Origin of the sequence: Arenibacterium halophilum (genome assembly GCF_005938225.1) — a bacterium.
In the GTDB taxonomy this organism is placed as follows: Bacteria; Pseudomonadota; Alphaproteobacteria; order Rhodobacterales; family Rhodobacteraceae; genus Arenibacterium; species Arenibacterium halophilum.
Map to the genome: position 1 here is coordinate 98532 of NZ_VCPC01000001.1, position 23361 is coordinate 121892.

General features: G+C 60.8%; 21 protein-coding genes. 10 read left to right on the forward strand and 11 right to left on the reverse strand.

Features of this window, described 5'->3' with window-relative positions; all coding sequences use genetic code 11:
• Positions 1 to 6 precede the first annotated feature (6 nt).
• Both FGK64_RS00530 and FGK64_RS00535 read right to left on the reverse strand, forming a co-directional pair.
• Positions 7 to 444, reverse strand: coding sequence for a CBS domain-containing protein (locus FGK64_RS00530; RefSeq protein WP_138861861.1), 438 nt, complete (start codon positions 442 to 444; stop codon positions 7 to 9).
• 72 nt (positions 445 to 516) lie between these two features.
• Positions 517 to 1416, reverse strand: coding sequence for a LysR family transcriptional regulator (locus FGK64_RS00535; protein WP_138861862.1), 900 nt, complete (start codon positions 1414 to 1416; stop codon positions 517 to 519).
• 110 nt (positions 1417 to 1526) lie between these two features.
• Between FGK64_RS00535 and FGK64_RS00540 the strand changes: the two genes are divergently transcribed.
• On the forward strand, positions 1527 to 3026 hold the full coding sequence (locus FGK64_RS00540; protein ID WP_138861863.1) for a CoA-acylating methylmalonate-semialdehyde dehydrogenase: 1500 nt from the start codon (positions 1527 to 1529) through the stop codon (positions 3024 to 3026).
• Positions 3027 to 3148: 122 nt separating this feature from the next.
• Here the strand turns inward: FGK64_RS00540 and FGK64_RS00545 are convergent, their stop codons facing one another.
• Together FGK64_RS00545 and FGK64_RS00550 are read right to left on the reverse strand one after the other, a co-directional pair.
• The gene (locus FGK64_RS00545; protein ID WP_138861864.1) at positions 3149 to 3829 is read right to left on the reverse strand and encodes a VPLPA-CTERM sorting domain-containing protein; all 681 of its coding nucleotides are present in this window, start codon (positions 3827 to 3829) and stop codon (positions 3149 to 3151) included.
• A 299-nt stretch (positions 3830 to 4128) separates the two neighbouring features.
• Positions 4129 to 4770 carry a VPLPA-CTERM sorting domain-containing protein gene (locus FGK64_RS00550; protein ID WP_171053933.1) on the reverse strand — a complete coding sequence of 214 codons (642 nt, stop codon included), beginning with the start codon at positions 4768 to 4770 and terminating at the stop codon, positions 4129 to 4131.
• 549 nt (positions 4771 to 5319) lie between these two features.
• Between FGK64_RS00550 and FGK64_RS00555 the strand changes: the two genes are divergently transcribed.
• The 8 genes from FGK64_RS00555 (at position 5320) to FGK64_RS00590 (ending at position 13060) form a co-directional block, all read left to right on the forward strand.
• A complete protein-coding gene (locus FGK64_RS00555) occupies positions 5320 to 5973 on the forward strand; it encodes a hypothetical protein (RefSeq protein WP_138861866.1) in 654 nt (217 codons plus the stop codon).
• Between the two features lie 124 nt (positions 5974 to 6097).
• Positions 6098 to 7228: a leishmanolysin-related zinc metalloendopeptidase gene (locus tag FGK64_RS00560; protein WP_138861867.1), complete on the forward strand. Its 1131-nt coding sequence runs from the start codon at positions 6098 to 6100 to the stop codon at positions 7226 to 7228.
• A 194-nt stretch (positions 7229 to 7422) separates the two neighbouring features.
• A complete protein-coding gene (locus FGK64_RS00565) occupies positions 7423 to 8565 on the forward strand; it encodes an acyl-CoA dehydrogenase family protein (RefSeq protein WP_138861868.1) in 1143 nt (380 codons plus the stop codon).
• Positions 8562 to 9596 (forward strand): enoyl-CoA hydratase/isomerase family protein, encoded by a 1035-nt coding sequence (locus FGK64_RS00570; protein ID WP_138861869.1) that lies wholly within the window; start codon positions 8562 to 8564, stop codon positions 9594 to 9596. The genes FGK64_RS00565 and FGK64_RS00570 overlap by 4 nt, the downstream gene beginning before the upstream one ends.
• 12 nt (positions 9597 to 9608) lie before the next feature.
• Positions 9609 to 10484, forward strand: a complete 876-nt coding sequence (mmsB, locus tag FGK64_RS00575; protein WP_138861870.1) for a 3-hydroxyisobutyrate dehydrogenase — start codon at positions 9609 to 9611, stop codon at positions 10482 to 10484.
• 168 nt (positions 10485 to 10652) lie between these two features.
• Positions 10653 to 12230, forward strand: a complete 1578-nt coding sequence (locus tag FGK64_RS00580) for a Hint domain-containing protein (protein WP_138861871.1) — start codon at positions 10653 to 10655, stop codon at positions 12228 to 12230.
• A gap of 71 nt (positions 12231 to 12301) precedes the next feature.
• Complete coding sequence (locus FGK64_RS00585; RefSeq protein WP_246057640.1) at positions 12302 to 12766, forward strand: excinuclease ABC subunit A; 465 nt, start codon at positions 12302 to 12304, stop codon at positions 12764 to 12766.
• A gap of 15 nt (positions 12767 to 12781) precedes the next feature.
• Positions 12782 to 13060: a hypothetical protein gene (locus tag FGK64_RS00590; RefSeq protein WP_138861872.1), complete on the forward strand. Its 279-nt coding sequence runs from the start codon at positions 12782 to 12784 to the stop codon at positions 13058 to 13060.
• Positions 13061 to 13093: 33 nt separating this feature from the next.
• On the opposite strand, the gene uvrA is transcribed toward FGK64_RS00590, so the two are convergent.
• The 3 genes from uvrA to FGK64_RS00605 all read right to left on the reverse strand — a co-directional run bounded on the left by uvrA (position 13094) and on the right by FGK64_RS00605 (position 17852).
• Complete coding sequence (gene uvrA, locus FGK64_RS00595) at positions 13094 to 15979, reverse strand: excinuclease ABC subunit UvrA (protein WP_138861873.1); 2886 nt, start codon at positions 15977 to 15979, stop codon at positions 13094 to 13096.
• A gap of 114 nt (positions 15980 to 16093) precedes the next feature.
• The gene (locus tag FGK64_RS00600; protein ID WP_138861874.1) at positions 16094 to 17245 is read right to left on the reverse strand and encodes an MFS transporter; all 1152 of its coding nucleotides are present in this window, start codon (positions 17243 to 17245) and stop codon (positions 16094 to 16096) included.
• A gap of 70 nt (positions 17246 to 17315) precedes the next feature.
• Positions 17316 to 17852, reverse strand: a complete 537-nt coding sequence (locus tag FGK64_RS00605; protein ID WP_246057641.1) for a methyltransferase domain-containing protein — start codon at positions 17850 to 17852, stop codon at positions 17316 to 17318.
• Between the two features lie 239 nt (positions 17853 to 18091).
• On the opposite strand from FGK64_RS00605, the gene FGK64_RS00610 reads away from it, so the two are divergent.
• Positions 18092 to 19078, forward strand: a complete 987-nt coding sequence (locus FGK64_RS00610; protein WP_138861876.1) for a DUF4394 domain-containing protein — start codon at positions 18092 to 18094, stop codon at positions 19076 to 19078.
• A 49-nt stretch (positions 19079 to 19127) separates the two neighbouring features.
• On the opposite strand, the gene lpdA is transcribed toward FGK64_RS00610, so the two are convergent.
• The 4 genes from lpdA to FGK64_RS00630 all read right to left on the reverse strand — a co-directional run bounded on the left by lpdA (position 19128) and on the right by FGK64_RS00630 (position 23266).
• Complete coding sequence (gene lpdA / locus FGK64_RS00615; RefSeq protein ID WP_138861877.1) at positions 19128 to 20522, reverse strand: dihydrolipoyl dehydrogenase; 1395 nt, start codon at positions 20520 to 20522, stop codon at positions 19128 to 19130.
• 84 nt (positions 20523 to 20606) lie between these two features.
• Positions 20607 to 21281 (reverse strand): SGNH/GDSL hydrolase family protein, encoded by a 675-nt coding sequence (locus tag FGK64_RS00620; protein ID WP_138861878.1) that lies wholly within the window; start codon positions 21279 to 21281, stop codon positions 20607 to 20609.
• Positions 21282 to 21319: 38 nt separating this feature from the next.
• The gene (locus FGK64_RS00625; protein ID WP_138861879.1) at positions 21320 to 21898 is read right to left on the reverse strand and encodes a DUF924 family protein; all 579 of its coding nucleotides are present in this window, start codon (positions 21896 to 21898) and stop codon (positions 21320 to 21322) included.
• 105 nt (positions 21899 to 22003) lie between these two features.
• Complete coding sequence (locus FGK64_RS00630; RefSeq protein WP_138861880.1) at positions 22004 to 23266, reverse strand: MFS transporter; 1263 nt, start codon at positions 23264 to 23266, stop codon at positions 22004 to 22006.
• Positions 23267 to 23361: the final 95 nt, after the last annotated feature.

Below are 23361 nucleotides of genomic sequence, written 5' to 3' on the forward strand. Positions count from 1 at the left end.
CCGGGCCTAATGCCCCATGATCATGCCTTCAAGCGCCTGTTTTTCCATCGCAAGTTCGGACAGTTGCGCCTTGACCACATCACCTAGGGTGATCAGCCCGACCAGTGTGCCCTCTTCCACCACGGGCATGTGGCGAAACCGGCCTTCTGTCATGCGGGCCAGAATATCCTGCGCGCTGGACTGGCTGGTGCAGGTCTGCAGCTTGCTGGTCATATAGGCGCTGACCGGCTGTTCGAGGCAGGCGCCGCCCTTGGAGGCCAGTTCGCGCACGATGTCGCGTTCCGACAGGATGCCGACCGCTGTCTTGCCGTCGTCGTCCGAGACCACGACCGAGCCGATGCGGTTCTGGGCGAGGATCGTGGCGGCCTCGGCCACGCGGGCGGTGGAGGCCACGCTGAGGACGCCGGGTTTTGCCTTTTGTTTCAGGATTTGCTGAACCAACATGGGTATGTCCTTCCGACTTGCGCTGAACTTTGGCTTACCGTCCCTTCAGCGTTGCCGCGACGTCAGGACAAGTCAAGCGTGCTGTTCAAGGCGGGCCACTTCGCCGCGCAGCCCGTCGCTGAGCGCCTGTGCAAACCGGTTCAGACGTTCCGAGCGTTGATCGCCCTGATGGCGCACAAGATAGAAGGCCCGGCGGAGGTGTATCTGATCCTGCAGCAGGCGCACCAGACCCGGATGTGACGGCAGGGCGAAATCATGTGCAACGCAGAGGCCCGCGCCCCGGGCGACCATCTGCAACTGCACCGGAACCGAGTTCGAGGCGAGGTGCAGGCGCTGGAGACGCAATTCGCGCAGGTAATCCAGTTCGGCATCAAAGATCATGTCGGGGATATAGCCGATCATCTGGTGGCCTTGCAGATCGTCGATACCCCGAATGGCGGGCGCTTGTGCCAGATAGCGTTCGGCGCCCACCAGATGCAGGTGGTAATCGGTGATCTTCTGCACCAACAACTGCCCCGCCGTCGGCGGGCTGACCGTGACGGCCATATCGGCCTCGCGCCGAGACAGGTTGACGACGCGCGGCAAGGCGACAATCTGGATGTCCAGATCGGGGTTATCACGCGCGATATCGGTGCAGACCTGCGGCAGCAGGTAATTGGCGCAGCCATCGGGCGCGCCGATGCGGATTTGCCCCGACAACCGCCCGTCGCTGCCGGTGATCGCATCGATGCCTGCGCGCATGGCCTGTTCGGCGGCCTCGGCATGGGCAAGAAGGCGTTCGCCCCCGCTGGCCAGCGCATAGCCCTGTGGTGATTTCACGAAGAGCGGCAGGCCGATATCCGCCTCAAGCCGCGCCACGCGACGCCCCACGGTGGCCGGATCCATCTTGAGGATGCGGCCCGCGCCCGACAGGCTTTCCTCGCGCGCGACGGCCAGGAACACCTTCAGATCATCCCATTGCGGGTCTGCCATTGTGTCTTCTCCCTTGCATGAACGCAAAGCCCTTTTGACGTCTTGCCCCTGTTCAGGGGAAAACTGCAAGCCTATGGTGCGCCCAAATCACAGATCCGAGGAGGTCCACAATGCAGGAACTGACCCATTACATTGGCGGCGAACACGTCAAAGGCACGTCGGGGCGCTTTGCCGACGTGATGAACCCGGCCACGGGCGAAGTGCAGGCCAAGGTGCCGCTGGCCAGCGCGGACGAGCTGGACCGCGCCGTTCAGATCGCCGCCGAGGCCCAGCCCGCATGGGCGGCTGTCAACCCGCAGCGCCGCGCGCGCGTGCTCATGAAATTCGTCGACCTGCTGAACCGCGACATGGACAAGCTGGCCGAGGCGCTGAGCCGCGAGCACGGCAAGACCCTGCCCGATGCCGCCGGTGACGTGCAGCGCGGGCTGGAAGTGGTGGAATACTGCATCGGCGCACCACAACTGCTGAAAGGCGAATATACCGACAGCGCGGGCCCCGGCATCGACATGTATTCGATGCGCCAGGCGCTTGGCGTAACAGCAGGTATCACGCCCTTCAACTTCCCCGCGATGATCCCGATGTGGATGTTCGCCCCGGCCATCGCCTGCGGCAACGCCTTTATCCTGAAGCCGTCCGAGCGGGACCCGTCCGTTCCGCTGATGCTGGCCGAGCTGATGGAAGAAGCCGGTCTGCCAAAAGGCATCCTACAGGTTGTCAACGGCGACAAGGAAGCGGTGGATGCGATCCTGTATCACGATGTGATCCAGTCGATCGGCTTTGTCGGCTCGACCCCGATTGCCGAATACATCTATGGCACCGGCTGTGCGCAGGGCAAACGCGTGCAGTGCTTTGGTGGCGCCAAGAACCACATGATCGTGATGCCCGATGCCGATATGGATCAGGCCGCCGACGCGCTGATCGGCGCGGGTTACGGCGCGGCAGGCGAACGCTGCATGGCGATTTCGGTGGCGGTTCCGGTGGGGGATGAAACCGCCGACCGTCTGATCGAAAAACTGGTGCCGCGTATCGAAAAGCTGAAGGTTGGCCCCTACACCGCTGGCGCGGATGTAGATTACGGCCCGGTCGTCACCGCCGCCGCCAAGGAAAACATCCTGCGGTTGGTGCAGTCCGGCGTGGACCAGGGCGCCGAACTGGTTGTCGATGGCCGCGACTTCAACCTGCAAGGCTATGAAAACGGCTTCTTCGTTGGCGCGCATCTGTTCGACAAGGTGACGCCCGACATGGACATCTACAAGAAAGAGATCTTTGGCCCTGTCCTGTCGACCGTGCGCGCGGGTTCGTATGAAGAGGCGCTGAAGCTGGCGATGGACCATGAATATGGCAACGGCACCGCGATCTTTACCCGCGATGGCGACACTGCCCGCGATTTCGCCTCGCGCGTGAATGTCGGCATGGTGGGCGTGAACGTGCCGATCCCGGTGCCGCTGGCCTATCACACCTTTGGTGGCTGGAAGAAATCCGTGTTCGGCGATCTGAACCAGCACGGGCCCGATGCCTTCAAGTTCTACACCCGCACCAAGACGGTCACCTCGCGTTGGCCCAGCGGGCTGAAGGAAGGCGGCGAATTCCACTTCAAGCCGATGGATTGATCGGTGGTTGAAACCAATGCGAAGGGCGGCCATTGTGCCGCCCTTTTTTTTCTGCCTGACACGCGGCCAATGAAAAAGGCGGCCCGGAAGGACCGCCCTTTCACATTCATTTCAACCCGTTATCAGGCTTTCTTGCGGCGCCGCATCAGCGCCGCGACGCCAAAGCCGCTCAGCAGCAGAACGCCGCCAGCCGGCAGCGGAACCGCCGACGGAGGGGGAGCGGCCTGTTCGCCCAGCACCTTGAACTTGATCTTGCGAATTTTGAAATCATCGGTGCCGTTCAGCGCCGCGATCCCGAAGACCGAGCCGGACTGAACCGACAGCAGCGACGACCACGTGCTCCACGAACCGTTCGGCAGACCCTTGTTGACCAGCGAGTCGGTCGGCGCGGTGGCAAGGCCGTTGCCGTAAACGCCCAGGCTGAAGGTGTCGTCGTTGTCGACGTGGGTGAATTGGATACGCTGAATCTGAACGATCAGATTGCCGAAATCCAGAACCGCCGCTTCCTTCGCGCCGTTGCCGTCGATGTAGTGCGCGTCGCCCGAGCAGCCGTTGCCCAGAACGCCCGAGCAGATTGCAAGGCCGTGGCCCGCGTAGCTGCGGATGTTCCCGCCTGCGGTGATCATGCCCTGTGCGCCAACGACGCCCGACGAGACGGTCACGCTTTGCGTGCCGTTACCGAAGCTCAGGCCACCAGTGGTCCAGCCACGATCCTGCGAAAAGCTGATGTAGGCTGCGGAGGCCGCTGTGCCGGTAACCGCTGAAACCGCAGCCAGAGCCGCTGCCGCGATGAGGTTCTTCATTTGATTGTCCTTCCGAACTCAATACCAAGGTCTTCGTCACCAATTGGACATATTTTTACCACTTTCACGCGAACCGCAGCAAGGCCAACCTGCAATTTACTAAACGTCAGGTTGAAAATACCGGCTTTTTGGGGAAATCCACACGGATCTGTGGATAAATCGCCACAACAGTTTCGCGTTAGCGCCCGAACTGTCGCCATACACGAAACTTTGACACAAAGTCGCCCAGCTTTTCGCTGCGACTCAGACGAAAAAAGGCGGCCACACGGGCCGCCTTTTCAAATCGTAGGAGATAGGACTCAGGCTTTGCGGCGACGGCGCAGCGCAGCAGCCCCACCCAGAGCGCCCAGCAACAGAACGCCCGACGCCGGCAGCGGTACGGGGGTCTGGTTGGTCGACTCTTCATATTCGACCGTGATCGCCTTCAGCTTGAATTCCACTTTCGAGTCATAGTGCGACCACAGGTAGAAAACGCTGGATTCGCCCACGGAGGGCAGCGACCCACCGTAAGAGACCCAACCGCCGGGGCCAGCTTTGGTGAAATCAGTGCTGAAGCCAAGCTTGTCACCGCTGTCCCACCCGTAAAGCAGAAGGCTCTTGACCTCGACGTTTTTCGAGAAGGTCAGAACAGCCACGTCGTTGTAGGTGCCGCCGCCGTCGATCCAATGGCTGTCGTTGCTGCCAGTCAGCACGCTGAGACCGGCGTCTTTGTCCGTCTTTACCTTGCCGCCCAGGTTGCGATCGATGTAGTTGCCGCTGAGGTACGAGTAGCGCGCAGCGGTCGTCGTCAGCTTCAGACCGCTGGCGTCGGTCATCTCGATCGACGGTGTCTTGGTGCGATCCTTGTCGGCGAAGTTGAACGTCACGGACGCCGCCGAAGCCATAGACGCCAGGCCAATGGCCAACGCGCCAGCCAATGCAGATATTTTCAAATTGATCATGTGTCCCACCTTGTACATGCACATAGCCCGATCGAAATGTCCGGACCCTGACCTCACTCTATGCATTTGGATCAAAATCGCGAGACTGGGCCTTCAACCCAGCGTTGCGGGCCATGTTGCACCGGCAAGCAAATATGACTTAAGCACTTGAAATTACGGCAGCAATTGCACGAACCCGCAAAACCGGATAAAGTTTCAAGTGACGCAACGTCAACCAATTAAACAGCACCGTCACCACCGGAAAATGAGCGGATTTACGCCACACTCTCGCCATGATTGCAGCTTGCTTTCTTTACCCCCGAATCACGTCGGGGTCGCACATGACGCGCCAAACACAACCTTAGGGCGTGTCCGCGCGCAATTACTACGCCAAAACGAATGATAGCGCCGCTTCGCACATAGATTTCGCCACCTTTCAGCCATAATTTGTGTTCACCTTCCTTAACGCCAGATTGAATTTTCCAAACATTCGACGTATAAGTTCCGTGGTAAACCGTGGCCGGATTGACTGGCTGTCTTGTGTTACCCTCAGAAAGGGGGACTATTATTATGTTGAAGACTACCCTCGCCGCAGTCGCTTTTGGCGCGGTAACATTTTTCGCAGGTACGGCTGCAATGGCGGCACCGGCCGCGACAAGCTGCTCGAGCTTCTCGCCTGACGTGACCGACTATGTGACCAACACCAGCGCGTGCTTCGTGCTGACGGGCACTGATGGCAACGTGTCGAACGACATCAACGAGTTCAATGCGACCAACTTCGACGGCCATGCCGACTGGGTTGATCTTGGCAAAGTTGATCCGTACGGCACTGGCAGCAACTTCAAAATCACTGGCGACACGTTCAGCGGAACGTCAAACAACCCGCTGACCGGCAGCTGGGAAGTGTTCTCGAACGCCGTAACCCAGATGTACTCGGAGTTCGTGCTGGTCTTCAAAGCCGGTCAAGACCGTAACACGGACCCGTCCGCGCAGGTCGGGTACGTGATCGATGGTGCCAGCGGCGAATGGAAATCTATGCTGTTTGGCAACACGAATCCGCGTGGCATCAGCCACGTGTCGCTCTACGGCCGCGGTTCGTGCGATCCGACCACCGAAATCTGTGGCCCCGGCGTGAACGTGGTTCCGGTTCCGGCTGGTCTGCCGCTGCTGCTGTCGGCCCTTGGCCTTGGCGTTGCAGTGCGTCGCTTCAAGAAGCGCGCCTAGGCGAAACCTCGCTTTGATTTGAATTTTAAGAAGGGCGTCCTTGCAGGGCGCCCTTTTTTTGCCAAAAACACGTGCCATAGAAAGCCCCGGCCGGGGGCACGGCAATCGAGCGAGTATCTCAGGAATGAAGAAAGCAAAGTTTTTTGGCAACTCCGCCTTTGGCGGAGAGGCTGACCTGCTACCCAACGGATTCGACAAGGCGCTGATCGACAGCTTTTTTGGTGACGGACCAGCCCACGCAAGCCCCAAGAGCGCGCTTCTGCAACAGCCGGTCGTCGATGATATCATCATCGGGGACGTAGTCGTTGACCCGGATGACCTGGCCTATGCCCGCCCCGCCGGAAAAGGCGGTGGGAATTCCGACAGTGGCAGCACAGACGGCACCACCACGACAACAAAGGGCAAGGGCCGCAAGGACAAGACACCGGACGAACCCGACACCGATACCGGTGGCACGGATACCGGCGGAACGGATACAGGTGGTTCTGATACCGGCGGAACAGACACGGGCGGCACGGATACCGGCGGGACCGACACGGGCGGAACCGACACGGGTGGCGAAACCAATCCCGGTTCGACCGAGCCGAACGTCTATGTCAGCGGCATGGACAATCCCGATGGCTTCAACATGACCATCGAGTTCACCGGCGACTGGACCGAAGCCATGAAATCGGTCGTCAAAGATGTGGCCGAAGACCTCAGCGATATCATCCTGTCCGATCTGCCGTCTTACAACGGAGTCGATGATTTCCACCTGCTGGCGATTGCGAACAGCATCGACGGATCGGGCGGCTATCTGGGAATCGGCGGCACGCTGACAGAACGCCCGGGCACCTTCCTGCCCAGCAACGGGTTCCTGCGGATCGACACGTCAGACGCCTATAACAGCGCCGATAGCGAAATCTTCCATGATGTCGTGTTCCACGAGATGCTGCACGCCCTTGGCTTTGGCACCACATGGCAGGAACAGGGCCTTGTGCAAACCATCAACGGCCAGACCCGCTTTACCGGCGAAAACGCCACGCTGGCCTATAACACGCTGTTCCCCGAAGCGGCAGCAAACGATCCGGGATCGGCTCTTGGGGTTCTGCTGGCCAGTGACGGGTCACACTGGGACCATTCGACCTTTACGCGCGAGGTGATGACCCCTTCGCTTTACCCGTCGAACAACCACGTCTCGGATATGACGATCGCGGCGCTGGAAGACATGGGGTACGACACCATCTTCGACGCCGAGAATTACTTCGTCGCATAAACAGACACGCAATCGCACGGTTGAAGGGGCGCCCATCGGCGCCCCTTTGCCGTTTCCCCTGCCCATGCATCCCCGTTTTGCAGAAATGCAGGTTGTGACCCTCCCCCAAGGCGCTAAAATTTAACGCATGTTCAATTCAGGCCCGGACCGGCATCGCGCCGGTTCGCGAGCGCCGAACAAGGGGAGGATAGCCAGTGGACTTTGCACTGAGCGAGGAACAGCAAGCCATTTTCGACATGGCCCGCGCCTTTGGCGAGGATCGCATCGCGCCCAACGCCCGCACATGGGAGGCGCAGGGCACCATCCCCAAGGATTTCTGGCCAGAAGTTGGCGAATTGGGGTTTGGCGGGCTGTACGTCAGCGAAGAGTCGGGCGGCGCGGGGTTGTCGCGGCTGGACGCGACATTGGTGTTCGAGGCGCTCTCGATGGCCTGCCCGTCGGTCGCAGCCTTCCTGTCGATCCACAATATGTGCGCCCGCATGATCGACAGCTTTGGCAGCGACGAGTTGAAATCGCGCGTGCTGGGCAAGGCCGTGTCGATGGAAACCGTGCTGTCCTATTGCCTGACCGAACCGGGCTCGGGCTCGGACGCGGCGGCGCTGAAGGCGCGCGCGACACGCACCAACGAAGGTTACGCGCTGAACGGCACCAAGGCGTTCATCTCGGGCGGGAATTATTCCGATGCCTACGTCTGCATGGTGCGCACCGGCGATGACGGGCCCAAGGGCATTTCGACCCTGCTTGTTGAAGCAGGCAGCCCGGGGCTGAGCTTTGGCGCCTATGAAGACAAGATGGGCTGGCGCAGTCAGCCGACCTCGCAGGTGCAGTTCGACGATTGCGCCGTGCCCGGCGCCAACCTGATCGGCACCGAGGGTGACGGGTTCAAATATGCGATGATCGGGCTGGATGGCGGGCGGTTGAACATCGCGGCCTGTTCGCTGGGGGCCGCGCAGGCCGCGCTGACCAAGACGCTGGCTTACATGGGCGAGCGCAAGGCCTTTGGCCAAAGCATCGACCAGTTCCAGGCGCTGCAATTCCGCCTGGCCGATCTGGAGATTGAATTGCAGGCCGCCCGCGTCTTCCTGCGGCAGGCGGCGTGGAAGGTGGACCAGGGCGCGCCCGATGCCACGAAATTCTGCGCCATGGCCAAGAAATTCGTGACCGAGGCGGGTTCGCGCATCGTGAACCAGTGCCTGCAACTGCATGGCGGCTATGGCTATCTGGCCGATTACGGGATCGAGAAATTGGTGCGCGATCTGCGGGTGCACGAAATACTCGAAGGAACCAATGAAATCATGCGTATGATCACCGCGCGCTACATGCTGGCCGACCGATGAGCGATATCAGCATACGCAAAGCAGGCCGCGCCGGGCGCATCACCCTGACCCGGCCGAAGGCGCTGAATGCGCTCAGCCATGACATGGCTCTGCAAATCGACGCCGCGTTGAAGGAGTGGGCCACAGACGACGGTGTCGCTTGTGTCATCTTCGACGCCGAAGGCGACAAGGCGTTCTGCGCAGGCGGCGACATTGCCGACCTGTATCACGCGGGCAAGGCGGGCAATTTTGACCACGCCCGCGATTTCTGGCGCGACGAATACCGCATGAACGCGCGGATTCGGGCCTATCCCAAGCCGGTTGTCAGCTTCATGCAAGGCTTCACGATGGGCGGCGGCGTCGGGATCGGCTGCCATGCCGCGCACCGGGTCGTCGATGACAGCACCCGCATGGCGATGCCCGAATGCGGCATCGGACTGGTGCCCGACGTGGGCGGCACCTACCTGCTGGCCTGCGCGCCCGGGCAACTGGGCGCCTGGCTTGGCCTGACCGGGCACCGGATGGACGCGCCCCAGGCGATTGCGGCAGGCTTTGCCGACCACCTGATCGCGCGTGAAAATTGGGCTTCTCTGATTGCCGAGCTTGAGGCAGATGGCGATACCGGCACGCTGGCCGCCGCCGCGCAGCCGGTGAGCGACCCGTTCGCCGATACCCGGCCCGAAATCGACACCCTCTTCGCCCATGACAGCGTCGAGGCCATCCGCGCCGCGCTGGCCGCGTCCGACAGCGACCTGGCTACCAGCGCGCTGAAAGCGATGGACCGCAGCTCGCCCATTTCCATGGCCGGAACGCTCGCCATCCTGCGCCACTTGCAAAGCGACGGCCCCGCGATGCAGGATGCGCTGAAACAGGAATACCGCTTTACGTGGCGGTCGATGCAACAGGGCGATTTCCTGGAAGGCATCCGCGCCCAGATCATCGACAAGGACCGCAGCCCAACTTGGCGCCACGCGCTGGGTGACGTGACGGACCAAGACATTGCGGCCATGCTTGCCCCGCTGGATGCGGACGAGCTGACATTTGACGCCTGAGGAGGAGCAGACATGAACATCGGATTCATCGGACTTGGAAACATGGGTGCGCCGATGGCGGCGAACCTTGCGGCGGCAGGCCATAACGTAAAGGGCTTTGACACCGCCGGGGTCAGCGTGGATGGCGTTGAAACCGTCGATACCGCCGCCGCCGCGGTGATCGATCAGGATGTGGTCATCACCATGCTGCCGAATGGTGCGATCCTGCGCGCCGTGGCGGCCGACATCATCCCCTCGATGCGCCCCGGCGCCTGTTTCGTCGATTGTTCGACCGTGGATGTCGACAGCGCACGCGCCGTGGCCGAGATGGCGCAGGATGCCGGGTTGCTGGCGGTGGATGCCCCGGTGTCGGGCGGCATTGGTGGCGCCTCGGCCGGAACGCTGACCTTCATGGCGGGCGGGTCGGATGCCGGGTTTGCCCGGGCCGAGCCGCTGTTCGAGATCATGGGCCAGAAAGCCGTGCATTGCGGCGAGTCAGGCGCAGGCCAAGCTGCCAAGATCTGCAACAACATGATCCTTGGCGTCACCATGATCGCCACCTGCGAGGCCTTTGCGCTTGCCGACAAGCTGGGCCTTGACCGGCAGAAGATGTTCGACGTGGTCAGTACCTCTTCCGGCTATTCCTGGACGATGAACGCCTATTGCCCTGCCCCCGGCGTTGGCCCGCAAAGCCCGGCCGACAACGGCTATAAACCGGGTTTCGCGGCCGATCTGATGCTGAAAGACCTGCGCCTGTCGCAACAGGCCGCCGAAAGCGCCGATGCCGACACGCCGATGGGTGCACTGGCACAGGCGCTTTACGCACAATTCGTCGAAAGCGAGAACGGTGCAGGCATGGATTTCAGCGCCATGCTGCCCCGGTTCGAAAAGCGCACGCGCGACGCGTGATAGCCCAACGGGCGGCCCCTGTGGCCGCCCCACTCTACCGTGATCCAAGGCAAGATTTTGGCAGGCCTAGACAATTTGCCCTAAAGTTACCCGGAATTTTGCGAAAATTTACCGGACAAACCGGGCATCCCGACAGCTGGCACTTCGTGTGCGACGTCGGAGAACCCCATGCCCACGGCAACCGAGCTACCTATCGATACGAATGCCAGCGCGCTGCAGATGGCACAGACCATCTTTGGCGGCGGCATGACCATTCTTGGTGCCAGCTATTCTGGCGATACCCGATCTTCCGGCACCTATTCCAACGGTGACACCGTCTCGGCAGAGGCCACACCGGGCGACACCGGGGTGATCCTGTCAACTGGCCGGGCAACAGATTTCACCAACTCCGACGGCTCGACAAACACCAACACCTCGGCCAGTACTTCGACGAATACGCAAGGTGTCGACAACGACGCCGATTTCAATTCGCTGGCCGGCACCCAGACCTACGACGCCTCGTTCCTAGAGATCGAATTCGTACCCCAGGGCGATCTGATGACGATCGACTTTGTGCTGAGCTCCGAGGAATACCCCGAATATATTGCCTCGAATTTCAACGATGTGATCGGCGTCTGGATCAATGGGGTACAAGCCGAAGTATCAATCGGCGATGGTTCGGCCTCGATCGGGAACATCAACGGCGGCGTGACCGACAACCTGTATTTCGACAACACCAAGGATGCCTACAACACCGAGATGGACGGGTTCACCGTCACGCTAACCTTTGTTGCCCCCGTCAAGTCAGGAGAGGTCAACACGCTTAAAATCGGCGTCGCTGATGTGGGCGATTCCAATTATGACACCAACCTGCTGATCGCAGGTGGTTCGATACAGTCGAACATCGTGGCGCGCGACGATGAAATCGAATTGGGCACCAACGACACCAAAACACTTGATGTTCTGTCGAACGATATGTCCAGCGGTGGTGCGCTGACCATCACCCACATTCAGGGCGTTCCCGTCAGCGCGGGCGATAGTGTCACGCTGGGTTCGGGCCAGATCATCACGTTGAACCCTGACGGCACCTTGACCGTGCAATCCGACAGCGACGGCGAAACGGTCTATTTCAACTACTCGGTCGAGGATCAAAGCGGCAACACCGACACCGGGCTTGTAGAAATCACCCAGATTCCCTGTTTCACCAAGGGCACGTTGATCGACACGCCATATGGCCCGGTACCTATTGAACATCTTGAACGCGGAATGAGCGTGACCTTGCATGATGGGGCGCCTCAGCCGATCCGATGGATCGGATCGCGCCGGGTGGCCGCTACGGGCGAATTCCGACCGGTGCGACTATGCGCCGGGCAGTTCGGTGCCCGTCGCGATCTGCTGGTATCTCCTCAGCATCGGATACTTCTGGCAAACGCCTGGGCCGAGCTGCTGTATGGCACCTCCGAAGTTCTGGTCAAAGCGGTCGATCTGGTGAATGACGACACCATTATTCGCGTCAACGATATGGTCGAGGTGACGTATTTCCACCTGCTGTTCGACCGCCATCAGATCGTGATCGCGAACGGAGTCGCCGCCGAAAGCTATCTGCCCGGCCCTTGCACTTTGCCGGGGTTCGACGCGGCAACACAGGCCGAAATCCTCCGCCTGTTTCCCCAGATGGACGCTGTCGGCGCCGGATACGGCCCTGCGGCGCGTCCCATTCTGAAACGAAGGGAATGCGCTCCGCTCATGGCGGCTTTCCGCGCATAAGGCTTTGCGCCGCGCCCGGATGGAACATTTTGCACGTCATAGGTGTTGACCCTGCAAGACAGGAGATCGCCATGACACGTATTCACATGACCGCTTTCGCCGCTTTGATGGCCCTTACGTCGCCAGCTGCGGCTGATGTCTACTTTGAACCGCAAGGGCCCGATCACGAAGCCGATATTCAGCTGATCGCCGGTTGCCCCCCCGGATTGGCCAAGAAAGCTGTGCCTTGCACGCCTCCGGGTCAGGCCAAGAAGATGATCCAGACGCACGACAGAGATCATGTCTATGATCGAGACCGCCACTATGACCGCGACCACGAACGCCGGGTCTACGAGAGTGACAGGTACGATCGTGTGTATTCATACCGGGTCGGAGACCGGATTCGGGACGACTACATCGTACTTGAAAGCCCCGGTCGCTATGGACTTGATCCGGCTGGCACCTACTACCGCGTCGAAGACCAGGTGTTTCAGGTCGACCGTGAGACGCGCCAAATTCTGGGCGTCATCGGGTTGTTCCAGACCCTCGTGAATTAAGCGAAAGGCCAGACGATGAAATCGATCCTGACCCTATCAACAGCGTGCATCCTTGCCGTGGGATACGTGTGGGCGGAAGAGCCGGTGACCACCGGTGCCTCCCAGACAGATCAATTCCACTATCAGCTGGGCGATCAGCTAAGCGAGGACTATGAATTGCTGGAAGATGCCGACAACTATGGGCTGGATGCCGAGCGTGACTACGCGAAGGTTGGCGACGACATCTTTGAAATCAATACCGAAACCCGCGAGATCGTTGCCTTCATCGGTTCAGCCGAACAGCTGCGCAAATAAATCCGCCTGACAAGAAAACAATGGCCGCCCGAGTTATTCGGCGGCCACTTTTCTTGGCTTCAACATATCCTTCAGATAATGCCCGGTATGGCTGGCCTCGACCTCGGCCACCTCTTCCGGTGTGCCAACAGCCACGATATGGCCGCCCCCATGGCCGCCTTCCGGGCCGATGTCGATCAGATGGTCTGCGGTTTTGATCACGTCAAGGTTGTGTTCGATCACCACGACCGAATTGCCCTGATCGACAAGCTCGTGCAGCACTTCCAACAGCTTGCGCACATCTTCGAAATGCAGACCCGTGGTCGGCTCGTCCAGAATATACAGCGTGCGCCCGGTGGACCGGCGGCTGAGTTCCTTGGACAGCTTCACCCGCTGCGCCTCGCCGCCCGAAAGCGTCGTCGCCTGCTGGCCCACCTTGATATAGCCAAGGCCCACGCGCATCAGCGCGTCCATCTTCTCGCGGATGCTGGGCACTGCCTGAAAGAAGCCCTGCGCGTCTTCGACCGTCATATCAAGAACGTCGGCTATGCTCTTGCCTTTGAACTTGATTTCCAGCGTCTCGCGGTTGTAGCGCGCGCCCTTGCAGGTTTCGCAGGTAACATAGACGTCTGGCAAAAAGTGCATCTCGATCTTGATGACACCATCGCCTTGGCACGCCTCGCAGCGGCCACCCTTGACGTTGAAGCTGAACCGCCCGGGCTTATAGCCGCGCGCCTTCGCTTCGGGCAGGCCCGCGAACCAGTCACGGATCGGAGTGAAGGCCCCGGTGTAAGTCGCTGGATTTGACCGCGGAGTCCGCCCGATGGGGCGTTGGTCGATGTCGATCACCTTGTCCAGATGTTCCAGCCCCTTGATGGTTTCGCAAGGCGCGGGTGTCTGCCGTGCCCCGTTCAGCCGCATCGAGGCCGTCTTGAACAGCGTTTCGATCGTGAGGGTGGATTTGCCCCCGCCCGACACGCCTGTGACGCACACGAATTTGCCCAGCGGGAATTCAGCCGTGACGTCGTGCAGGTTGTTGCCCGAGGCTTTCACCACCTTGATCGACTTGCCTTTCTTGCCGGCACGCCGCTCGGCTGGCACCTCGATCTGGCGACTGCCAGACAGGTATTGCCCTGTGACGGAGTCAGGGTTGGCCGCGATCTGCGCGGGCGTGCCATGGGCCACGACATTGCCGCCATGCACTCCGGCGCCTGGCCCGATATCAAAGACATAATCCGCCTCGCGGATCGCCTCTTCGTCGTGTTCGACCACGATCACCGTATTGCCCTGATCGCGCAGGTTCTTGAGCGTGGTCAGCAGCCTGTCGTTGTCGCGCTGGTGCAAACCGATCGAGGGTTCGTCTAGCACGTAGAGGACCCCCTGAAGGCCCGAGCCGATCTGGCTGGCAAGACGGATACGCTGGCTTTCACCGCCCGACAGCGTGCCACTTGAACGTGACAGCGTAAGATATTCCAATCCCACGTTATTCAGGAAGCCAAGGCGTTCACGGATTTCTTTGAAAATCGCGCGGGCGATCTCGTTCTTCTGCTTGCTCAGCCCTTCGGGCGCCCCTTCGACCCAGGCCAGTGCCTCACGGATCGACATTTCCACGACCTGCCCCACATGCAGCCCCGCGATCTTCACGGCCAGCGCCTCGGGCCGCAGGCGGTAGCCGCCGCAGGTGCCGCAGGGGCGGTTGTTCTGATAGCGTTCGAATTCCTCACGCACCCAATTCGAATCCGTCTCGCGATAGCGGCGTTCCATGTTGGGAATCACGCCTTCGAACACGCGGGTCACCTGATACACACGCCCGCCTTCGTCATAGCGGAACGGAATTTCCTCTTTCCCAGAGCCGTAGAGGAACACCTGCTGAACCTTCGCGTCCAGATCCTTCCACTTGGCATTCTTGTTGAACCCATAGTGCTTGGCGATGGCCTCGATCGTTTGCAGGAAATAGGGCGATTTGCCCTTGCGCCACGGAGCCAACGCGCCGTCGTAAATCTTCAGGTTCTGGTCCGGCACCACAAGGCGTTCGTCAAAGAACAGCTCGACGCCCAGACCGTCGCAGGATGGACAAGCCCCAAATGGCGCGTTGAAGGAAAACAGCCGCGGTTCAATTTCCGGGATGGTGAAACCACTGACAGGACAGGCGAAGTTTTCCGAGAAGGTGATCCGCTCGGGCGCGCCCGCATCATCGTTTTCCCCCGAACCCGCCCTGGGCGCGGTTTCCAGAATGGCGATGCCATCGGCCAGATCCAGCGCGGTGCGCAAACTGTCGGCCAGCCGCGTTTCCAAACCCTCGCGCACCACGATCCGGTCGACAACCACGTCGATGTCATGGCGGAATTTCTTGTCGAGCGTGGGCGGTTCGTCCAGCTCGTAAAATTCACCATCCACCTTGACGCGCTGGAACCCCTGCTTGCGCAACTCAAGAAATTCCTTGCGATATTCGCCTTTGCGGTCGCGCACGATGGGCGCCAGAAGATAACCGCGCGTGCCCTCCTCCATATCCATGATCCGGTCGACCATGTCCTGCACCTGCTGCGCCTCGATCGGCAGGCCGGTTGCGGGGCTGTAGGGCGTGCCCGCGCGGGCAAACAGCAGACGCAGGTAGTCATAAATCTCGGTCACGGTGCCCACGGTCGACCGCGGGTTTTTCGAGGTGGTCTTCTGCTCGATGGAAATCGCGGGCGACAAGCCGCTGATGTGATCCACATCGGGCTTTTCCATCATATCAAGGAATTGCCGCGCGTAGGCCGACAGCGATTCCACATAGCGGCGCTGCCCTTCGGCATAGATCGTGTCAAACGCGAGACTGGATTTGCCCGAGCCTGACAGGCCGGTGATGACCACCAGCTGATCGCGCGGAATATCCACGTCGATGTTTTTCAGGTTATGCTCGCGCGCGCCGCGCACTTCGATGTGTTTCAGCTCGGCCATGGGTCTGCCCTTGTTAACGGCTCATACATAGGTCAGGTGAACCGAGTCTCCAATCGAAAAGTAAGAACGTACCGGGAACAAATGCGCCAGCGCGGTTTTTGTCCGCAAATGCGCCTAGCGCCGCGCCGCCGCCAGCATCAGATGCACCGCGATGGCCCCACCGAAGCAGACCAACGCGAAGATCATATAGCCCGTCGCCGCAGCCGAGGCTGTGAGGGCGGCCAGAACTGGCGTTCCGACCGTGTTGCCAAGGTTCCCCATCTGCGCCAGCGCACCATTGGCCAGCGCCTGATCCTGCGGATCGGGGTTCAACCCCGGGATCGCGGTGAATGATCCGCCCTGCACCAGCCCCAGCGACGCCGCCAGCAGCAGAAAGGGCCAGCCGTGATCCGGCGCCAGCCAGATCGCGACAGAGGCCGCAAGCGAAGCGGCAAACCCCGTCACAACGACCGTGATCGCAGGCAGGTGCCGCAGCAGGAAAACGCCCAGCGTCATCGAACTGGCCACGCCCGCCAGCGGCATTGCCCCTGCGACCAGATCGCGGATATCGGCGCGGACGAAGGCCGGCATGATCGTCAGCGTCGCGACCCAGGCGGCGGCATAGCACAGCCATCCCAACGCAGGCGCGCTAAGGCGGGGCGAACGGTAGATCCGCAGGTGGTCGGCCAGCACCTTTCTCAACGTCAGCCGCGCACCCGATGGCCCGATCACATCGCGTGGCAGCAGCATCAGGATCACCACGCCCATCAGCGCCATATAGACCGCGTGCGCCGCGAACAGCGCCTGTGGCCCCTGCTCCCGGGCCAGCGGCAGACCGGCCAGCACGAGTACGGCAAATGCGACACCAAAGAAGGTAGACCACAACGACAGGGTCAGCCCGCGATGGCGCGGCGCGCTGATCTGCGCGATCAGCGTTGGCGCGGCAACGACAATGGCCAGATGCGAGCCGCCTTCAACCGCACGCGACAGCCAAAGCAAGCCCAAAGCCGGCATCAGCGCCTGATAGGCCGAGACCGCCGCCCCAAGAAACAGCGCCCAAATCAACGCACGCCGAAACCCCACGCGCGACACGATCACCCCGGCCACCACGCCAAACAGGATGCCGACAAACCCGACCAGCGACACAACAAACCCCATCGCCGCGCCGCTGGCACCATAGTGTTCGCCCAGCATCGCAAAGGTGACAGAGATTTTGCCAAATTGCGCCGCGGCCCCCAGACCAGCTGCCCAGATCGCGATGACCGTCAGAAATGGTGTGCGCTCCATCGGCCGTTCCCCTCCGCCCACGCGATTGCCCCCGGTCTAACGGCAGTTGCACAGAATGGAAATGCGCCGCCTATCGCTTGCGCGCCAGGGCCCAGGCGCAAATCGGCATCTTCGGGTCATTCTTCAGGCTGTCGGTCTCTCGATCATATGTCGGAGGCCATTTGCCTTGAAGATTGCGCAAGGCGGCATCGCGATTGCCCCATTGGTCTGCGGTGATGTCGGCTTTGTCAAACCCCGCCTCGATCAGCAGATTGCGCAGGCCCCGCGCCGACCAGCGCGAACAATCTGCCGGCGCGGCATGGAACGGTACGAAAAACGGAACCGCGACCCAGAAATGTCCGCCCGGCCGAAGCATCTGATGCACATGGCGGGTGGCGGCATACGGCCTGTCCAGATGTTCCCACACCTGATTGGCAAGGATCAGATCAAACTGTTCGATTTGACCGCCGTCACCCAGGTAAGGCCCGGCACAAATATCATGTTCGGGATACAGATACTGCCGATAGCTGCGAAAGGTGAACGCCTGCCCCCATTTGCCCGAGATCTCAGCCACATCGAGCGTGTCCGGCGCAAGCGCGCGGATCATCGCGCGGCTTTGGCGCTGCATCACAACTCTGTTCAGGCTGACCATCTTTTACCTGTCACGATGTCCACGCCTTGATACGCCGCAACATGAAGCTAAGCCTACATTCGACTTATAAAGCCGGTGAATCCGAATGTGACGCAGAACAGGTGGAAAAAGTTTCACTATCACAAATAAGTTTAATTAAGGCAAAATTGTGGCCGCCGACTACCTCCTCCCTGACAGCCTGTGCTGTGCAATTTGATTTCGAGTGAGGAGTGAATATGAAACGGTTTACCTATCTTGCCGCCGCCATTGTTACAGCGACGGCAAGCAGCGCCACAGCGGCCCATCTGAGCGACAGCAGCGGCTATGCCCTGACCGGCAACGGCAAGCGGCTGGTCGTCTATGACAGCCTCGGTTCGATTGAAAATTCCAGCGTTATCAAGCTGGACGCCACAATCGACGCCATCGCCTATCGCCCTGTGACGGGCGAACTATACGGCTTGAGCAAAGGCAAGAACGGAAACAAGATCGTCGTGATCGACACCATGTCGGGCACAACCACCGATACCGGGGCCACATTCAACAACGCCTCGATCGGCGACGGTGCCAAGGTCGGGTTCGATTTCAACAACGCCATCGACGCGGCGCGCGGTGTGTCGACCGCCGACGACAACGTGGTGTTTTTCCCGTCTGATTTCCAAAGCGCGAATGCCAACACGGTGCAGCGGTTCACCGATCTGTTCTATCGCACCGCCGCAACGGATGCGGATGGCGACGGAAACCCCGATGGCGTGGCGGACGCGAACGCCGGTGTGAACCCTGCGATCTTCGCAAATGCCTATACCAATGCGGTCGCCGGGGCCAAAGCCTCGACCACCTTCCAATATGCGCTGGACGCGGGCACCAACTCGTTGGTGTCGCTGGCGAATAACGCCGGTATCCTCGACACCATCGCCAAGGTCACGTTCAACGGGAAAGAGATTGATTTCACAACCGTTGGCGGCTTTGACATCATCTCGAAAGCGGAAGGCGACAATACCGCCATCGCCCTGCTGAATTCCAAAGGCATGAAATCGAAGCTGTTCGAGATCGATCTGACGACCGGCTTTGCCACGCTGGTCGGCAATACAGGCATGAAAAACCTGTCGGGCTTTGCCGCCTCGGCTCCGACGCCGCAGCCTGTGCCTCTGCCTGCTTCGGCACTGCTGCTGGGCGGTGCCATCGCTGGCGGCGCGGCCTTCGCGCGCAAGCGCCGCAAGGCATAAGGCATAAAGCAAGACCCCGGGGGCGAAACCCGCCCCCGGGATTTACAGATCAGAAGTGAATTGCGCGCCCATAGGCGTCCAGCACGCTTTCGTGCATCATTTCCGACAGGGTCGGATGCGGGAAGACCGTGTGCATCAGATCTTCCTCGGTGGTTTCCAGCTGACGGCCCACCACATAGCCCTGGATCAGTTCCGTCACCTCGGCGCCAACCATATGCGCGCCCAGCAACTCGCCCGTCTTGGCGTCAAACACGGTTTTCACCATCCCGTCGGGTTCGCCAAGCGCCACGGCCTTGCCGTTGCCGATGAAGGGGAATTTGCCGACCTTCACCTGATACCCCAATTCCTTCGCCTTGGCTTCGGAATAACCGACCGAGGCGACCTGCGGGTGGCAATACGTGCAGCCCGCGATGCTTTCGGGTTTGACCGGGTGTACATGCTGCCCTGCGATCAGCTCGGCCACCATCACGCCTTCGTGGCTGGCCTTATGGGCAAGCCAAGGCGCCCCGGCGATGTCGCCAATCGCGTAGAGCCCGTCGACCCCGGTGCGGCAATATTCATCGGTCACAACATGGGTGCGGTCGACCTTGACGCCCAGCTCTTCAAGGCCCAGCCCCTCGACATTGCCGACGATGCCAACGGCGGAAATCACCGTGTCAAAATCGTGGGTTTCCACCTTGCCGCCCACTTCGATATGGGCAGTCACCTTGCCCTTGGCGCGGTCCAGTTTCTTGACCATGGCTTTCTCCATGATCTTCATACCCTGCTTGACGAATTGCTTCTTGGCGAAGGCGCTGATGTCGGCGTCTTCCACGGGCAGTACGCGGTCCATCACCTCGACGACGGTCGTGTCGGCCCCCAACGTGTTGTAGAAGCTGGCGAATTCGATCCCGATCGCACCCGATCCAATCACCAGCAGCTTTTTCGGCATCCGCGACGGCACCAGCGCGTGGCGATACGTCCAGACCAGATCGCCATCGGCCTCAAGCCCGGGCAGCTCGCGCGCTCGGGCGCCGGTTGCCAGGATGATGTTCTTGCCCGTCAGCTCTTCGCTGCCCTTGTCCGTCTTGACGGTGATCTTGCCCTTGCCGGCCAGCGTCGCGGTGCCCATCACCACCTCGACCTTGTTCTTTTTCAGCAGGTGTTTCACCCCGCCTTCCATTTGCTTGGCCACCCCGCGCGAACGTTTGACCACGGCATCCAGATCATAGCCGATCTTGTCGGCGCTCAGCCCGAAATCCTTGGCGCGCTCCATCAGGTGGAACACCTCGGACGACCGCAGAAGCGCCTTGGTCGGAATGCAGCCCCAGTTCAGGCAGATGCCGCCAAGGTTCTCGCGTTCGACCACGGCGACCGAAAGGCCCAGCTGGGCGCCCCGGATGGCCGCGACATAGCCCCCCGGCCCCGCGCCGATCACGACAAGATCAAAGGATTTGGAAGCCATTCTTTGCCCCTCCGGCAATGCATCGAAAAACTAGTTTACCGTTAAACTATATTCCAGCGTGCTTCAATGCCCGCTTGCGCCCTGTCAGGGCGCCCGCGCGATCGCCCGCGCCAGCACCTCCCCGATGGCACGCGCACCCCGGCGCGAAGGATGCACCCGGTCGACAAACCACAGCCCCGGGTCGGCCGGATCCATCGCCACGCCCGCATCGACATAGATCATGTTCGAGTCTTTTGCCGCCATGTTCGCCAGCCGCGCGTTCAGCCGGTCGATCGACACTTCGCAACCGGAAAACGCGTTCGGTAGGGCGTTGCCGTCATAATAGCCCAGAACCGCGATGCGCGTGCCTGCCTTGGCAATCGGACCAAGCAAGGCCGGTATATCACCACGCCGACCGTCGTCCGAGATCATGCCGTCAAGCGTGGCATCGCAGCGATTGCAGCCACATTCCCACAAAAGATCATTTGCGCCACCGTTGAAGATGACCCAATCCCAGGTGCCAGGCCGATACTGCTGGCGAATGTCATACTGGCGGGCCGGATCAGGAGACAGAGAATTGCTGATTCGCGCGCCTGACACGGCGCGATTTTCAACCCGCTGGCCCAGCCGACTGGCCACCACATCGGGGACCGAACCGCCCAGCGGTTTGTGAAAGGCAAGCACGCTGTCGCCAATGGCAAGGATACGCGGCTCTGCGCCCGGGGCGCCAGAGCACCCCGTCAACAGCCATAGCGAAAGAAGTGATACAAGCAACCGCATGACCCGGAACCTAGCGCCGGGCCATGCGCGTGCCAGTGTTAACCTGCCGCCTGCAATTCGCGCACGGTTTCGCCGTAGCCGCCAGCGGCAACATATTCGGCCTCGGGTGCGGTGGGCCGGCGCGACAGCGCCTCGTTGCGATAGGGAAAGCGGCCGAACTGACGGATCACCTGACGATGTGCGCGCGCATGCAACAGGTTCGACGCGCCACCCTCGGGCATGCGTTCGACCATGAGGCGCACGCAACGGTCCTGATCGCAGAGGTTTTCGGAATGCATCAGCGGCAGGTAAAAGAACTGGCGCGCCGGTTCGTCGATCTTCATGTCCCAATTCTTGGAGATTGCCGATTTCGCCGCCGCCAGCGCGATCCGGTCACTGGCGAAGGATTTACCATCGCCCCGGAACATGTTGCGCGGGAACTGATCGGTCAGAATGACATAGGCCAAAACACCGCTGGGATAGGTCAGCCACAGAGAATATTTCCCCTCCATCGCGCCTTCCCACATCGCGCCGAACCGGTCGCGAATGGTATTGTCGAGGTCCTCATCCTGCTTGTACCAGCCCTCGGGGCCGATCTCGTCCAACCAGAACGCTAGAATATCTTCCGGGCCACTCATGACATCCTCTTGTCGTTGTTACGCGTTACACCTGTGAATTAACGCGCGTTTTGCAAAACTGTTACAGTAACAAATTGCAACAGCACGGTTACAGATGCAGCGGGGTCACGCCTGTTCCCCGTCCTCTCGGGCGGCTTCAATGGCAACCTCTTGTGCGTATTCCACCGCCACGGCCGTAGCCGCAGGCGACATCGCGGCATAGCTGCCGGTTTCTTCGACCGGAACGGCAGGGCGCTGCGTTGTGCGATAGGCAGCATAGGCAGCCAGCAGGAACAGCAGCACCACCAGCAGCACGAAGAAGCCCGGCGCGCCAAACACCTCATCCCCCATCAGCCAGCCGGTGACGACGGGCCCAGCCACGGCACCAAGACCGTTGATGAACACCAGCCCGCCCGAAGCCGAGGCCATATCTTCGGGTTCAAGAAAATCGTTGGTGTGGGCAATCAGCAGCGAATACAGCGGGTTGGTCGTACCGCCGATCAGAAAGGCCGCCGTCAGCAGCAGCGCGAAATTGCCGCCAAGCAGCATCCCCAGGACCGAAGCCGCGCCGCCCAGACCGGCGACCAGCAGGATCAGAAGGCGCCGGTCCATCCGGTCCGACAGCCAGCCCAGCGGATATTGCAGCAGCAGCGCACCGACGTAGAAGGTGCCGACGAAGGTGGAAATCTGCGCCAGCGACAGCCCGGCGGCGGCGCCATAAACGGCGCCCATGCCGAATTGCGCGGCATAGACGCCGCCCAGCAGGAACATGCCGACGCAGCCCAGCGGCGAGACCTCCATGATCTTGCGCAAGGTCATCGGCTTGGTCGACTCGAACGCGGGTGTGGGCGAGATCGACAAAAGAATGGGCGCGAATGATATGGAAACAAGCATCGAGGCAATGACGAAGGTCTCAAACCCCGACGGGTCCGCCACGATCACCAGCGCCTGCGATACGACGACGCCCAGCATCATCACGATCATGTAAAGCGACAGCGCCTTGCCGCGGTTTTCGTTGTCTGCGGCGTTGTTCAGCCAGCTTTCGGCCGTGACATACACGCCGGAAAAGCAGAACCCGATCACCACGCGGCCCAGAATCCAGACCACCGGTTCGGTCAGCAGCGGGTACAGGATCATCACGGCCGAAATGAACGAGGCCAGCGCAGCAAAGACACGCACGTGCCCGACCCGGCGGATCATGTCCGGCGCCATGCGAGAGCCGCCGAGGAAACCAAGGAAATAGGCCGACATCACGAACGACATTTCAAGGGTCGAAAAGCCCTCGATATTGCCGCGCACCCCCAGCAACGTGCCTTGCAGCCCGTTGCCGACCATCAGCAGGCCAAGGCCAAGCAGAAGCGCCCAGGCGCTGGAGAGAACTTGTAACATCATGCCTCCTTTCGGGGGGCGTTTAAGGGGGTGGTATCGGAGGGGCGGCGGCAGGGTCGTGCCTGTCTACGACGCAAACCTGTCGGATTTGTGTA